The organism is Aquimarina rubra (genome assembly GCF_042684305.1).
In the GTDB taxonomy this organism is placed as follows: Bacteria; Bacteroidota; Bacteroidia; order Flavobacteriales; family Flavobacteriaceae; genus Aquimarina; species Aquimarina rubra.
This window is the reverse complement of the sequence record NZ_JBHULE010000035.1, coordinates 452,237-469,467: the sequence shown is the minus strand read 5'-3', so window position 1 is coordinate 469,467 and position 17,231 is coordinate 452,237. Positions and strand designations below refer to the sequence as shown.

The following is a 17,231-nucleotide window of genomic DNA, read 5'->3' as shown; positions in this document are numbered from 1 at the left end:
GGCTGCCTTATTCAGACAGCCCTTTCCCACAGTTGAGTTTGTGGTTGAATTATTGTTTGATAACTTTCTTAGAAGAAAGTACCTTATTTGTTTTACCGGCTTCTAAAACATTCATAATATAGATTCCTGATGACAAATCAGTCATATCGACCGTATTTTGACCTTCTTCTAGCAATACTTGTTTTACGAGAACTCCAATAGAGTTGTACATTTTTATTGTCTTGCCTGAAGTACCTCCAGAAATGTTCAATACATTGACTACAGGATTCGGATAAAAACTGATGTCATCATTATTACCAATATCATCTCTGTTAGTTGTAAATGTAATTACCAATTGAGGTTTAGCAACAGATCCATTTTCTTTGGATGCAAATGCAAAATCATTACCAGAAACCGCATCGATAATCAGTGAAAGTCTATTTCCTGAAATCTGTGCCGTTTTTAACGGTATTGTTTTTGTGCTTCCTATTGGGAAATTTGCATTTAACGATCCTAATTGAGTGCCTTTTCCTGGTTTATTGGAATTCGACAAATTATTCTCTGTCCAATTGTTACTATTCCCTTTATTGACAGTTATATTACCATTTCCGGGATCAGAAAACACTGTAAACTTCAGGTCTGCTTTGGTAATTGTTCCATTGACAGAAGAAAGATCAAACATTAAATATCCGGTTCTCTTATTCAATTCTACTCGAACCATATCTGAATTATATCTTTTTGATCCTTCTAAAAATGCATCATGAATCGGTGACAAAGTAACCGTTTGTTCCACCGGTTGAAGCTTTGTAGTCACCACTTTATCGATATTATACAGATAACCAGATCCACCAATAAATGATAATCTCAATGTTTTCTCTCCTGATGTTAAAGAAACCGTTGTACTATATTTTTTATAATTGTGCCATTCTCCTGTTACAGGAATGTTAATTGAACCAACTACTGTACCTGATTCAACGATATCGATTTTTCCTCCTACACCTTTACTGGAAGCATAAAAATCAAATGTATATTCACCTGTAGCATCAACATTTACCGCATAATCTACGAAGTCTCCATTTCTAATATATCCTAAGTTTTTATCAGAGGTTGTTCCCGGAGTATTTTCGATACGAACACTACCAGATTTTATTTCGAAATCTTCTGCTTCAAAAGCCCCTGGAATGTCAATCACGTCCGTTGGAGGAACTGAATCATCTTCTACAGTAATATTTACAGATTGTGATGTAGTTTCTGCTCCTTCATTATCCGTAGCTTTGGCAACTATTGTATAGTTACCAGGAACATCTATAGTTGTCGAAGTATCATATGGTGTGATTTGCTCAGTAGCTACTAAGTCGTTATTAATAAAAAATTCAACTTTAGCAATACTGCCATCACCATCTGATGCATCTGCAATTAGAGGAATTGGTTCTCCTATTTCGAAACTAGCTCCGTTTGCTGGAGATGTAATTGATACTTGCGGAGAAGTGTTCTCATCTCCACAATCTACCAAGACTTCAGCAGGACCATTTCCGGTAGGTTTAGTATAACTCTTTGATAACACAAATTTATCTATCTCAAATCCATCTTCTCTCATTGAAAATGAAATTGTATGAACACCAGCAGAAGGTATATCTAAATATATTTGTTGTGCTTCTCCACAATGGTTAGCATTGGTACGTTGCTTACTTTCCCAAGTCCATTGATTTTTTCCTTGACACCATTGCATTCTTTGTCCTGATGCAGGCCAATTACCGTTAAGCCCAACGTGAATTCCATTGTCTTCAGACCCTGTAGAATAGGCACGCACCCAAACAAAATATTTCCCAGGAGTTGTAAACTTCACTTTATAATTTATGATTGCTACCTGGCCTGGGGTATTAGAAAAACTAACTCCATTCACTAAAGGATCATCATGTGTAACCCTTGTATCCGGTAAAATTTCAAGATATCCACCGTTACTCGCGCCAGAAGAATGGTCAGGATCCGGATCAGGCGTTGGTGTTGAACCACTTCCGTCCAGCACATACCACTGTCTGTCATTGGTTTTAGATTGGCTTTCAAAATGCTCAGCTTCTACGGCAACTACACCATTTTGTTCTAAAGCAACACATTGATCAGGGCCTCCACCGCCTCCGCCATCTTTTTTCTTGATTAATGCCACCCAGTCATTATTATCAGGAGCGACAAGATTTCCTCCTAGTGTTACTGCGCTAGTTAAACCACTACCTCCACGTGGGTTATACCATTGAACTTCATACTCTCCGTTTCCGGATGGCAAGCTAATCCCTGTAGAACCACCATTAGGTCTATAAACCGCATAAACTTCTCCTGCCTTTGCTAAAACGTAATCACTATTATTCGAGGTTACTCCATCTGCAGAAACCATATCTACTAAATCATCTTGCAAATAGCTATTAAAAAATCGCAATGCTCTGGCCGCATCAGAATACTTTCCGTCTCTTGATCGGTGGTTTTGAGCAGTTAAATCAGTTTGACCTGTACTATATCCGTAATAATATTCAACTCCGGCACCACCAGCCATCAATGCTCCCCATAAAACTTGGTGACGAACTAACTTATCATCTTTACCATCCTGATCTACTCCGATTTGGGCGTTTCCTTGTTCATCATTAGCCACTACCCATTTTTTGCCTGCATTTTTAGATTTTTCTATCCAGCGCTTCACATCATTATGTACTTTACTCTTATCTGTTTGGATCGATGCTCCTGTAAGCTCTGAATTATTTCCTAATAAAGGATTGTATCGCTGATCTTGCTGACCAGGATATGTATGAATTACAATATTATGATCATAAGGATCTTGTTGTTTGATAAAAGAAGCTGTGCTTTTTACAACATTATCTGGTATTGTCGTTTCTTCTGTAAGGTTCCAATTAAGGGCTAAATGATGTCCGAAACGAGCTATTAACTCTCTGTAATATAATTTCCTCTGGCGGCCAAAATTGTTTCCGTCCATAATATTATCATTCTCCGTCTCCATAGTTTTGAAATGCATATACATTCCTTTCTTATCAGCATATTCGAATATTTTTTCCCACTGTGCAAGTTTAGACACATCGAATCTGTCTTTGTGTACACCTTGGTTCCATTGTTGTCCATCATTGTAACTGTTATATGTTGAAACGGGTACTTTTAATAAATGTGGAAATACATTCTCATCATCACCGTGTAAGCTTAATGTCAAAAAAGAAAATGCATTTACTCCTTTATTTGACAGATAACGTACAGCTCCGAGCAATTCCGTTCCTTTTCCACCATCCCAAGTATAATTACTTGCATCACTTGCAGAATAATCTTGCTGATGAGGATTCCAGTTTTTTCTTCTATTACCTCTATTAGGTGTGTTATCAAAATCCTCATAGGCTAGTGTGTTTTCTGGAGCATCTGCACCTGCTTTTACAAACCAGTTTCCATTAGGATTATTTGGGTTTGTACCAACGTGTCTTAAATAGTGTTCTCCAACATATTTTAGTCTACCCAGATCCTTACTTCTAAAATCTCTACCAGATTTATCAGATTCGGTGATATTAAAAGATCCGGTATCACCATTCATAAATCCTGCATTAGATCCACCGCCATTGATTGCAACATTGGATCCAGATTTAAAAGAAACAGACCAATTCCAGGTTCCTGTTTGATCTGGCGTAAAGTGCACTCTCCATTTGTTTCCAGAGTCACAACTATTGTTTTCGGCATTTCCACAAGCAGCAAAGTAGCCTGGAACTTTATAGCTTCTGTTACTTCCTGAATGTGTAAAATTTACTTCTAAAAGATAATCCGAAAAAGGATTTGGATTTGCGGTCTCTGATGTGTTAGGACCGTTAAAAGTCAAAGTGACTTTATGCCATCTTTTCAATTCTCCTTCTGGAGTCTGTGCTTGCACCAAAAGGCCAAGAAATAAAAATGTAATTAAAATTCTGAGTTTGGTTAGTTTCATAATTTAAAATTTGACGATTGTGTGTGTGGTTTTAAGATGTTTATTTATTTACCTCTATTGCCATGAACGTTTTTTATTGTATTTAAGTCTTTAACAAAAAACCCAATAACTATCTAATTAACAGGTTTTAACACGTATTAAATATTTTAAAAACTATCGAATTTACTACATCATAAGTTCGTTATATTTAAGTAAACTATTAAATGACTCTACCGAAATAGAATTCGTTTAAATACAGAAAGAATTCGATTTAAAAATAGATTATCTATAATAGCTACATTTCTTACTTCATCATACCTACAGAAAGTTTATCTTAATAAAAAAGTGTTTTTTTTAACTTTTTTTTAACTATCAAATAAACCTTGTTTTAAGGCCGAAAGTAAAAAGAAGGAATTCAAGTTTTACAATACCTGATTCCTTCTTATCCTTTAATCTGCGATGAATATGGTTTACTTTTTCACTATTCTTTTTGTTGTAGTTACTTTATTATGATGAATCTTTATGAAATACAATCCTGAATTAAGATCAGATGTATTTATTTCTACTTCATTTCTTTTTGATGAAACAGAAGTTGTTCTAATAATTCTTCCTGTAACATCAACTAAATCGACTCTAGCGCCGTTCAGAACTTCTTGTGATTTCACAATCAATCGATCTGTCACAGGGTTTGGATATGCTTTAATTTCTATTTTACCTTCTGTAAATGGATCTTTTATTAAACTCTCACAGTTAGGAGCAACATTACTATTACTAAAGTAAATGGTAAAAGCGCCAGTTTTAGAAACTAGTGCAAAATTATCTCCATCTATAGTCGCACTATAAGCACCATCTAAATTAGGGAATCCGGTTCCGGACAAAGTAATACTTGGTTGTGAGGAATTAAAATTCTGACTAGTTACATTATTCTTAAGATCATTCCACCAACTTGGCACACCGTCATTGGTATTCATAGAAAATTGCCAAAGACCATTATTTTGTAAATCCCAATTAATTGTAAAATTAGTGACATTGCTTAAATCAGGACCTCCTGATCCTAGGATATACATCTTGGTATAAGCTACATTGGCAATAGTAGGTAATGGATTCGATAAAGGTGCTCCAAAACTACAATCTCCTCCATTATTAGGTTCAGTAATTACAATTGTAGTTGAAGCAGTATCTGATATTCCATCAGTATTAGAAACAGTTAATACCACATTATAAATACCTGCATTAATGAATTCATGATTTATTGTCACTCCAGAACCTGCGGATCCATCACCAAAATCCCAGTCATACGTCAATGCACTCCCATCAGATACCGTAGAACCCGAAGCATCAAAATTAATAGTTGTAGGTGCTACACCGCCATTAGCATCAGTAGAAATATTAGCTATTACCACTGGTGTATTAACATCTGGATCATTAACAGTGATTGTAAGAGTTTCTGTATCACTAAGCGTTCCGTCGCTTACAGTTAAAATCACTTGATACTCTCCCACATCTGTAAACAGATGAGAAATACTTTCTCCTGTAGCTGTGGTTCCGTCTCCAAAATTCCAACTGAATGTTAGATTATCGCCATCGGGATCTGAAGAAGTTGATGCATCAAATGAAACGGTTAGTGGTGCATCACCAGAAGTTATATTGCTCGTAAATCTAGCATTTGGAGGAAGATTACCTGTTCCTCCTATTACATTGGGAATTAATGGTGCAAAATATGGACTTAGCACATCTAATTTCCATTGATTAACAGTTGTCCAATCATCTTGTAAAATACCACCTGTATCACCAGAATTAGGATTCATTGTCCAAAAGGTCCAAGAGTAGATACCTCCCATGAAATCCGTAAACTCTGTAAACCAGGTATAAGAAATACCTCCAAAAGCGTCCTGGTCTTTAATTCCAAATTCTCCAACAAATAATGGAGAAGTTCCTTCTTCATATAAGTAGTGAAAATTATCTGTCCATAAACCAGGCATATTTTGTGGAAAGTCGCTCGCTGTAAACCAATCTTGTTGCGCTACTTCTGGGCCATATTCGTGTGCAGAATACATTAGTTTACTTGGATCTGACAATTGAATAGGATATTGCTTTGCTCCCATCAATTGTCCTCCCCACCAATAGGAATTTCCTTCAAACTCTCCAACTCCTTCTACAATAATTAGAACATTAGGATTTGCTGCTAGAACTGCATTACCACAACGTTCTGCAGCTTTGTTCCAATCGGTTGCCGGATTACTATCACCCCAGGTGGATCCGTGTGGTTCGTTATTTAAATCCATCCCCACAACAGCTGAGAAATCTTTATATCGATCTGCAATAAAAACCCAATCATTGATCCATCGTTCTTCAGAATACTGTGGTGTATACCAAACCGCTTCGTTTAAGAATCCATCAGCCGCTCTGGAATGATTGTCTAACACAATTTTCATGTCATTTTCCTGACACCAGCGAACAAAAATATCTAATAGTTCAATTGGTGTACTCACTGTAGTTTCTTCTTCATTCATCGGAGAAATCCCAGTATAAGGATCTGTACCATAAGAATTAATATTTATACTCGCTCCTGGATTTAGCATTTCATTACACCAAGGAACTCTAATTGTATTAAAACCTAAATCTTTGATTTGCTGTAGAACACTTTTCATGTCTCTACTCCAAATTCCATGTGGTTGATATAATGATGTTTCAAAACCAAACCAGTTCACACCCGTTAACCGGACTTCCTTTCCGGTAGTGTCATACAGTTTATTTCCGGATACCGTTAGGAAATTTTGTTGCTGCCCTAATACTTCTGATATATTGCCGACAAGCAATAACAGAATCACTAAATAATTTATGAATCGTTTCATGTATTTATTTTTTCACTTTTATGAATTGTTATGATATATTAAATCAAAAGTTTATGTAGAAATACGATCAAATGGAAAGTATGGTTAATCGTTTCTCACGATTTTAAAAATAACGATCGTGAGGTTTTCTATCTACTAAACTTGAAAGAGCTAAAAAATAAGAGAGAGGCTATATAACCTCTCTCTTTATTTTAAAATTAATTTTTGATAATCTTATTTCTGAATTTCTCTCCAGTAGTGATGTCAAAAATTTCCAAGATATACAAACCAGAAGGTAACCCGTTTACAGAAAGTCTGGTAGACTTTTGTTTATTAAGCATTGGTTCCGTTCTGATTACATTTCCCGCAATATCTATTATCCTAACTCTGGTGTTTTTCATATCAAAGTTAGTAGAAATCATTACATAATCCGATGCTGGATTTGGTGTAGCAGTAACTTTAAAAATCTCCTCAGGTGCTTTAACTCCTGGTTCTTGATCTCCGAAGAAGAATCCAAATTCTGCGTTAGCAAGAGCAACTTCTATTTGTGCCCAGCTTCTATGGTAACGTTGTGTAAAATCTTCTCCTGCATTGTAAGCTGTTTCTAATCTATCAAATTCCGGATCGTTCTTGTACCCTGATCTGATATCAAGAAACGTTACACCAGGCTTAATCTCATCTCCATTAGGCATCGTACCACTAAAACCACTTGGAATATAAACTTCCTCTTCAAAGATTCTTGTAAAATCCCCTCGATCCTCAGGAGAAGAAACTCCTTTATCATCTCTGTAGGTATTCCACATTCTGTCTAACACTTCTTTGGCAAGATCACGCGCATCTGTATCTAATGTAGCATGCTTTTGAGTTGCCGCTGCATAATAAATAAGTGCTTTTGCCATAGATGCTGCTACACCAAGGTCTTTTCCGTAATCTGTAACAACAACACTAAGATTATCATTACTTCCAGGACTGTTAGGATCCCAGGTATCGGGTTCTCCTGTCCATTCTAATGTTGCAGGAATTTCGAAATCATCGGTACCTATAAGTTTTACTTCACTCTTTACCCAAGTAGTCCATTTATCCATTAGACTTTTTGCCGTTGGATCATTAGTAATGTAGTAATACTCTGCTACTCTCTCCATAGACCAAGCTTGCCATCCAAACCAAGTTCCACTGCCTGGATCGTGATACACAGGATTGGTATCAAAAGCCATATCGTAGAATGTGGATTTCCCTGCCGGATAAGGACTATAATCTCCATTCCAACTATTAGTAGCGCCACCTGCGATAGCTCCTTCTTTAGACTGTAACCAGGTATAGAATTCCATCTGTCTTTTTAGACTTTCGTTCCAGTCCCTTTCTCCGTTTTGAGATTTTGGTTTTAATTCTTCTACTTGAGTCAAAGCATAGGCTGCCATAGGATTTTGATATCCAAAATGACAGTGACTAGAGCTTATTCTAAATGCCCATTGCGAAGCAGGATCTGCCGAACCACCCCAAGACATGTACCATGACATTAAGTAATGTGCACTGTCATATCCAGATCCCGCTCCACTGGTCGCACTTTGTACTCCCATAGGCTTAAAATATTTGTCAAACATTGCTAGTCTTAAGAAATCACCCATTTTAGATGCTTTATCTAAATCTAAATTTCCTAAGCTCGCTCCTTGTTCTTTAGCATACACCTGAGCCCAATACATTGCCTGTACTGCTCTGGCATCTGCGTCCGGAGCACTGGTATATCTCCATTGTTTAGCATAATTCTGATCTTCTATAAATAATGGAAGGTATCCATCTGATCCACCCCATTCAAAGCTTTCCCAAGATGGATGCGGAACTGTTTCATAAACAGATTCTTGCTCTCCTCTTTGAAAAGTATTGATATATGATGGAGTACTTACACCATCTCCTCTGTTACCAAATCCATAAAAATTATCGTTATCTAATAACCAATGCATCTGGTAAATATCGGCACCGTACGTTGCTGTTAAATCCGGAGAAACAGGATCCGATCCTACAGGGGCACTAAAATTAAGTGGTGCAGGATAATCACTTGGTAAAGGAAATTCACTTGCAAACGCTGCCGGAGAAGAAGGGTTGTATGCTCCATTCGTTGGTTGATCTGCTGTTGTTGGAATTATAAATTCTTCAATTTTATTCCATACATTGTTAAGAGGTGCCCAGTCTTGTGTGATTCTTCCGTTCATCACTTCTAACCACAACCAATATGAATACAATTCACTTGTCGACTCATGACCATAATCCGGAGCTTCTACGATTAAAGTCTCTACAGAATGATGTGGAGATCCATCAGCGCTGAAATACCCATTTGCCGGATCATAAAATTCATTTCGCATTTCTATAAAACGATCTATATATGCGTTCTCTCCTGTTGGTGGATTTATGATAATATCCCCATCAGTAACCGTAATTGTAATCACCGCTTGATCTATTCCCCCATTTCCATCATCTACCGTCAATGTAGTTGCATAATTTCCTATGGAAGCAAAAGTGTTCTCTACTGTTACGCCATTAGCGGTATTTCCATCTCCGAAATCCCAGTTATAACTTAGAGCGTCTCCATCTGCATCTGTAGAACCTGCAGCATCAAAAGTTACTAACAACGGAGCTTCCCCTGAAATAGGAGTTGCCGAAATATCTGCTATAGGATTGGTATTTCCTCCACCGGTATTATCGCAATCGGGAGCTATCGCAGAATTACTAAAATATATCGTAAACTCTCCGGTTTTTGAAACCATTACAAAATCGGTCTCATTGGTCGTTACCCAATAAGATCCATCAAAACCTGATATTCCTGTACCTGCTAAAGTGGCTTCGGGATTGGCAGTACTAAAATTATATGTTAGATTACCTCTAAGATCTACATACCAATTTGGTTGTCCGTCATTGGTATTCATTGCAAATACATAAAGTCCTGTATTTTGTAAATCCCAATTAATTGAGAATTCTCTAAAGTTACTAAGGCTTGGTCCACCATTTCCTAAAACGTGTACCTGAGAATATCTATTATTTATGCTAGGTAGTGCTGTTGAAATTGGTGTATCAAAAGTACAATCTCCACCACCATCAGTAACTGGGTTTCTAACAACCGATATTGAGTTAGAGAAATCAAAATCTCCTACTAAAGCAGAAACATTAGTATTTGCTGATAACCCTTGTAAACCATCTTCATAACTTAAGTGCCAAATCAAACAAGTACCGGTCCCGGCTCCATCAAAATCTACATCTTCTATATTTGCCGGCAATCCTAAAATGGTATTCTGATCATCAGTCACTACCCATTGCGAATTTGTACCGGAATTTCCAGATAAAGTGATTCCGGAAACATTATCTGCGATTCCATCTCCCACGGTAAAGGTAAATGGTCCTCCGCCAATAACACCACCATCAGGTCCTGGCTGATCTACTGGGTTTCTAATTACAGATATTGAATTAGAAAAATCAAAATCTCCTACTAAAGCAGAAACATTAGTATTTGCTGATAACCCTTGTAAACCATCTTCATAACTTAAGTGCCAAATCAAACAAGTACCGGTCCCGGCTCCATCAAAATCTACATCTTCTATATTTGTCGGCAATCCTAAAATGGTATTTTGATCATCAGTCACTACCCATTGCGAATTCGCACCTGTATTTCCAGATAAAGTGATTCCGGAAACATTATCTGCGATTCCATCTCCGATGGTAAAGATAAATGGTCCTCCGGCAATAACACCACCATCAGGTCCTATAGTTCCTCCCCCGCAATCTGGTGCTGTAGAAGAAGTACTAAAATAAATCGTAAATCCACCTGTTTTGGAAACTAATACGAAATTACTGTCATCAATAGTGGCATAATATGAACCATCAAATCCTGGAAATCCAGAACCAGTAATTGTCATTTCAGGTTGTGAAGCATTAAAGTTTTGTATCACGTTTGGCAAGAAATCATTCCACCAATTAGGAGTACCATTATTGGTATTCATAGAAAATTGATACAAACCATTATTTGCCAAATCCCAATTAATATTGAATTTGGTAACATTATCAAAATTAGGTCCACCATCTCCCAAAACAAATATATTCTGGAATTCTGAATTAATAGAAGGCAAAGCATCGACTCTTGGAGTATCAAAAGAACAGCTCACGCTACCATCTGTAACATTAATGGTTTTAGTTTCTGAATCTGTGTCGCCTGAGGCATTAGTTACCGTTAACACTACTGTTATTTGTCCAACTTCTGTATACGTAGTGGAAGTAGATACCGTAGAAGCAGTCTGACCATTTCCTAAATCCCAACTGTATGTAAGGTTTCCTCCTGCTGGATCTGAAGATCCCGAGGCATCAAATGTTACATCTAAAGGTGCCACTCCTGAGTCAGCACTTACTGTGAATGATGCAACAGGGCTTCCATCCGTAATCGTAATTGTTATGGTCTTGGTATCTTCTTTACTACCATCACTTACGGTAAGTTGAGCATCATATTCTCCTATAGTAGCATATTCGTGAGTAATTGTTACTCCAGACCCAGATTCTCCATCACCAAAATCCCATACATAGGTTAAAGAATCACCATTCTCATCAGACGATGCTGAGGCGTCGAAACTTACAGTCACAGGAGCAATTCCTGTAGTTGGAGTTGCTGTAAAATCTGCTACTGGCGCAATATTTCCGTCGAGTACAGTAATGGTTCTTGTAAATACTGAAGAAGTATTAGTTCCATCACTTACTGTAAGAGTCACTAAATAAGACCCAATTTCAGTATATGTAATTAAGGGATCGACTACAGAAGATGATTGTCCATTACCAAAATCCCAGTTATATGTTAACGTATCTCCGTTAGGGTCAGAAGAGGCTGATGCATCAAATGACACTTCCAATGGTGCCGTTCCTGACTCTGGTGTTGCTGTAAAAGAAGCTGTTGGCACTTCACCTCCATTAGGTTCTCTTCCTCCAACCAGTATTCCATCGGCATAAATAGGAACATTATTTGATATTTGTAAACCACTAGTTAATCCCTGGTAAGAAAAATCATTGGATGCATCCCAAGCAGATTCAGGCGCACTTGTAGGTAATGAAATTCTTAATTGTATTTCACTTCTATATTCTCCTTGTCCTCCGGGAAAAGGCATTTCATCTTGATCCACTTCTATTTCTGCATAATAAATATTACTAGTGGCATCCCATTCTTGTAAACCATTAATAGTTGTACTTCCAGCTCCTCTGGCAGTAAGCTCATAGTCACCAGCACTATAACCAGCTGCAATACCTTCAGAAATATCAACAAAATAACGAGCTTTTAAGGTGTTCGGAACTCTTGCAGGCCATCCAGAACGATTATTTAACCATATCGCTACTTCGGTAAATTTTGACTGGTCATTATTTAGTTTTACTTCATTAGCAAATTCCAATCCTGGAGTTTCTGGCTGTGGAAAGTTAGGTAATGGTGATCCTCCAAATTCCATGACCATCCTAGCAAGCACTCCTTGATAGCAGGCGTTATAGTCTGTTGCTACTTCATTAGCCTGAAAATCATCTCTATCTTCTTCAAAAGCATCATCGGGTTTAGAAGGACCTCCCATCAAGGCTCCCCACATGGTATGTCTCGATTCTACAGGATTTGCACTACTTCTTGTCCAACTAGAATGCTGGCCTCTATGATGTGGTTTTGTTGGCGGATTAACACCAAAACCAGTTACCAAACTTCTATTATTAGGGTTATCACCCAAAGCATAGTTCACTTGGTTTATAGCAAAGTTTTTATATTGACCGCTCTTAGGTGTATTTACATTATCACTATATATAAGTGCGGTTAAAGAAGCATTCATCGCGTGACGTAAAGATCCCCATTGTGTTAAATGAGCCTGACCTCCCGGAGAATAATTAACTCCTCCATTTCCTTCTTGCCACCAATCTAAATGACGTTCTGCATCAGCTTTATATGTTTCTTTTCCTGTGATAATTGACAACAAAACCATATTTCCATAGGATTTGTCTTCCCATACAAGACTCCATAAGAAATCTGGTTGTGCATATTCTGCTTCAGCTTTATCCAGATATTTTTGATCTCCGGTAGCTTTGTATAACCAAAGTGCTCCCCAAGTCAATTCGTCCTGATAATTTCCTGAAGTATAAGTTCCTACCGCAGGAATATTACCTTCTGCAGTGTAAAGACCTCTGTGGTTATCACCAAATTCATACAACTCGATGGCGTGACTCAATAATGTAGCACTATATGCCGGATCACTGTCTTTAAAAATGATACTAGCAGAAGCCAATGCCGCTGCGGTTTCACACGCCACATCTGTCCCCGGATTACTCGTAGTTAAAGCATAAGATTTACGTTGCCCATACATTGGGTGTACATCTACCATCTCTGCCGGCATCCAAAAATTATGATCCTGAGATTTACTATCGGCTACCTGTGCATAGAAAACATTTGGTGAAGGATGACATTTTATGAAGTAATCTGTCACCCATTTTATATTTCTCTTAAAGTGCTCTGTCTGATTTGCTGCATCGTATCCATCTTTGTATTCAAGAAAACCCCAATTAAGAGCGGTTACAGAAAAAGCCATAGGGAAACCAAATTTAACGTGGTCTCCTGCATCATTCCAACCACCGGTAAGATCAAGACCTACATCCGCCCCATCATTAACACCCGAATCGGATCGCCAACTTATTCTGTTCCAATCCGGTAATTTTCCTGATTGCTGTGTTTCATAGAAAAGCAACGATTTTTGCAAAGCTTCTCCATAATTAAACTGTGCTGAAGATTTAGCACAGAATAAGCACCATAGCATTATTGTGCTTATTTTAATTAAATTTCTCATTGTTAGTATAGTTTATTGATTTGTGTAATTTTTAAATTGTTTTGAATTTAACTTGTATATTTTTTAGTATTAAGATTAATATGAGGATGAAAATAGTCCTATACATACTTGTAGAAAGGCTTTAATTATTATGTGATGCCCCGTGGATAGAATTCGTAATGAATTGATTAGAATTCGATTTTAAATTGGTCAACCAATTTTTATCTCTGTTTTAACTTTCAATTCTAAATATTTATTAATTCAGAATTCATACTGAAGGAAGATCAAAAAATAATATGCTGGACTTTTACTTTATTTTGAAATTTTAAAGTCAGTTTTGAGCAAGACAGCTTATGGGATGTTACTGCCTTTTTGTTAGTAAGATCATTCATAGTTAGTATAGTTTTGAGTTTACGTTATTTCATTAAAACCATATCAGACATCAATTGAAAAATGCTTGATATGACGATAGTTCGGTTTACGTTTTTTCGTTCATCGATTCATTATTAAGCTAACATCGATTATGAAAACATTTCTTTATTATTGAAATATCTCAACGAACATTGATTAAAGTTATAACATCTTGAAGGTAAAAATATAGCTCCTTACACCTTTACTACATCTTAACATTGTATTCTATTTCTTCAACTAAATCAGTAAGTTATGCTCAGAACATACAGCTATAAGAGGATTAACAAATATTAAAAAACGTAATAATTTCTTATTTCAAAAAAAAGAAAAACCAAAATGTTAAGAAGATACTAAGAAAAAAGAGGAGAAAATAAAACAAAAAAAAGGCCATGTTATAATAAAAGAAAACTTTGCCAGTGGTAAAACCACAATAAAATTTAACAAAAATTCATTTTTAAGGAACAATTCCTACGAAAATATTGTTAAAAACGTTAAAAAATTAAACAAGAAACAACTTACATGATTTCTTTATTTTTACACAATATCAGATTAAAAACAGGAACTCATACTGATTCTAAAATCAAAAAAAGTAGTTATTTAACTTACCTAATACTATTTTAACGAATTCCACAAAAAGAAGGGCAATATTTTTACTTATTTAACCAAATCCGGTGCGTTTATTAGAATACTGACCCTTGTTATGATTTTATCCGAAACCTGAAGATAGCCTAACCACGATACTATTACTAATATAATATCTTTTTTAATTGATTATCCTTTGATGAGAATGAAAGGAATTATTTCAATAATACTGATTCGTATAATCTAAGATGAAAGTTTTAGGTTCATCTTTTAAATAAGGAATTGAATTATAATTAAATCATTGTCATTGTACACCATATTTATCAAAAAGATAGACCAAGCTTGCCATCGTAGCCGCACCCAGCTCTAACTCGCGTTTATTAATTGCATCGAATGTATCGTTCTTGGCGTGATGATAATCAAAATAACGTTGAGAATCCGGACGAAGTCCTGCCAAAACAATTCCATCTTTTTTAAGCGGACCGATATCGGCTCCACTACCTCCTTTAGCAAAATAATGAATCAAATAAGGTTCAAACAGTGGTTTCCAGCTTTGAATCTGAGTAAAGTTTTCATCATTACAATCAAAAGAGAAACCTCTGGGTGTAAAACCTCCTGCATCACTTTCTAAAGCAAAGACATGATTTTCTGCCTTATTTTTGGCAACTTCAGCATATTTTTTTCCTCCTCGTAATCCGTTTTCTTCATTCATAAAAAGAACTACACGAATAGATCTTTTTGGTTTGTATCCGGTTTCTTTAAACAGTCTTAATACTTCCATTGATTGAACCACTCCTGCTCCATCATCATGCGAACCATCTCCTAAATCCCAAGAATCCAAATGACCTCCTACTACCATATATTCGTTCGGAAATTCACTTCCCGTAATTTCTCCGATTACATTAAATGATTCTACATCTTTCCAGGTTCTGCAATTCATGTTGATTAAAAACTTAATATTTGGATTTAACGTAAGCATAGAATGCAATAATTCTGCCCCGTTTGTACTTATAGCTGCTGCAGGAATTTTTTCTAAATCCGTCAAATCACCATAACTCATAGTTCCTGTATGCGGAAAATCATCTAATCGTAAATTCATAGAGCGAACGATTACGCCAACAGCCCCAAATTTAGCAGCTTCTGCTGCTCCCGAGTATCGCTGATCTACACATCCTCCATATGCTTCAAAGGTATTGATAAGATCGGCTTGCATGGGGCGGTTATAGAATACGATTTTACCTTCTATATTGCTCGTTCCCAGCTTACGAAGATCTTCGAGTCCTTTTACCTCCACAATTTCTGCTTTGACCCCACCAATCGGCGTAGGTACTGATCCACCTAGGGCACAGATAGGAACATTAGTAGTTTGACCGGGCTCAGTTTCTATATACGCAAACTCCGTAACTCCTCTAGTCCATTTTGGGACCATCACAGATTGTAACCAAACCTTATCGAGTCCCACTTCTTTAAGTTCTTGTTCTGTCCATTCTACCGCTTTTTGCGCATTTAAAGAGCCTGATAATCTAGCTCCAATCTGATTTGATAAATGATCTAACCAAGCGTAACTTTTGCCTTTTAGTAATGAAGTATTGTAAAAATTTCTAATTGCGGTGGAATCTTGCTTATTCATATCCTTTTGACCAAAGGAAATCGAAGAAAAGACCATAAAAGTAATTAAGACTATGTTTTTCACAGAAATGTTTTTATATGCTGTTATTAGCTTACCGATTAAGATATCACTATTCGTTTTCTAGTTGCTGTTTATATAACTCTATATTAGATTTTGTTTCTTCATCTAATTCAGGTTCTCTGATATCATCATACTCCTTTAGGGTATCATATAGTGTTTTTGCCACAATATATCTGGCAGCGGGCTTATTGTCTGCTGGAATTATATACCAAGGTGCGTGTGGTAATGATGTTTTATTGATTGCATCTTGATAACAAGATTGATATTTATCCCACAATTTTCTTTCTTTAAGATCTCCGGAAGAAAACTTCCAGTTTTTTTCTTTTTTTTCTAACCTACGAAGCAATCTATTCTTTTGTTCATCTTTAGACAAATGCAAATAAAACTTATAAATCAACGTTCCATTCTCTGCAATATGTTTTTCAAAGTTTCTGATTTGCTCAAAACGTTTTTCCCAAAATGCATCATCAATATCTTCAACTGAATGAACATCTGGCAATTTTTCACTCATAATATATTGTGGATGTACTCTGGTTACCAAAACGTTTTCATAATGTGTTCTGTTAAAGACAGAAAACTTTCCTCGTTGTGGCAATGCAATATAATGTCTCCATAAATAATCGTGCCCCAGTTCTAATTCTGTGGGTACTTTAAAACTATGTACCACAACACCTCTGCTATTAAAATCTTTAAAAACCTCACGGATCAGGCTATCTTTTCCGGCTGTATCCATTCCTTGTAAACAAATGAGTACAGCATATTTATCGTGTGCATAAATAGTATCCTGAAATTTACCTAGTTTTTCTCTTACCTCTTCCAGTTCTTTTTTGACTTTTTTCTCACTTTCATCAAAATCATATGTAGTAGGAATCTTTGATAATTCTATAGACTGAGAAACTCTGAAGTCTTCGTGATTTATTTTATTCATAGTGTGATGCGTAATATCTCTGGTAAGATACTAAAGTTTTAGATGGCTCTAAAAA

The 17,231-nt window shown here is 36.4% G+C and carries 5 protein-coding genes; all 5 read right to left on the bottom strand.

Annotation, left to right across the window (positions count from 1 at the left end; genetic code table 11):
• Positions 1-49 precede the first annotated feature (49 nt).
• Positions 50-3,940 (bottom strand): carbohydrate-binding protein, encoded by a 3,891-nt coding sequence (locus ACFSR1_RS21815; protein ID WP_378295150.1) that lies wholly within the window; start codon positions 3,938-3,940, stop codon positions 50-52.
• A gap of 449 nt (positions 3,941-4,389) precedes the next feature.
• Entirely contained in the window at positions 4,390-6,774 is a 2,385-nt protein-coding gene (locus tag ACFSR1_RS21810) for a cellulase family glycosylhydrolase (protein ID WP_378295149.1), read from the bottom strand.
• Between the two features lie 197 nt (positions 6,775-6,971).
• Positions 6,972-13,586, bottom strand: a complete 6,615-nt coding sequence (locus ACFSR1_RS21805; protein WP_378295148.1) for a glycoside hydrolase family 48 protein — start codon at positions 13,584-13,586, stop codon at positions 6,972-6,974.
• 1,276 nt (positions 13,587-14,862) lie between these two features.
• Positions 14,863-16,188 carry a M20/M25/M40 family metallo-hydrolase gene (locus tag ACFSR1_RS21800; RefSeq protein WP_378295428.1) on the bottom strand — a complete coding sequence of 442 codons (1,326 nt, stop codon included), beginning with the start codon at positions 16,186-16,188 and terminating at the stop codon, positions 14,863-14,865.
• A gap of 109 nt (positions 16,189-16,297) precedes the next feature.
• A complete protein-coding gene (locus tag ACFSR1_RS21795; RefSeq protein ID WP_378295147.1) occupies positions 16,298-17,176 on the bottom strand; it encodes a PPK2 family polyphosphate kinase in 879 nt (292 codons plus the stop codon).
• Between the last annotated feature and the right edge of the window lie 55 nt (positions 17,177-17,231).

Bases quoted from the DNA above. Each gene is read 5' to 3' on its own strand.
- ACFSR1_RS21815 (WP_378295150.1), bottom strand. From the start codon at position 3,940: ATGAAACTAACCAAACTCAGAATTTTAATTACATTTTTATTTCTTGGC.
- ACFSR1_RS21810 (WP_378295149.1), bottom strand. From the start codon at position 6,774: ATGAAACGATTCATAAATTATTTAGTGATTCTGTTATTGCTTGTCGGC.
- ACFSR1_RS21805 (WP_378295148.1), bottom strand. From the start codon at position 13,586: ATGAGAAATTTAATTAAAATAAGCACAATAATGCTATGGTGCTTATTC.
- ACFSR1_RS21800 (WP_378295428.1), bottom strand. From the start codon at position 16,188: ATGAATAAGCAAGATTCCACCGCAATTAGAAATTTTTACAATACTTCA.
- ACFSR1_RS21795 (WP_378295147.1), bottom strand. From the start codon at position 17,176: ATGAATAAAATAAATCACGAAGACTTCAGAGTTTCTCAGTCTATAGAA.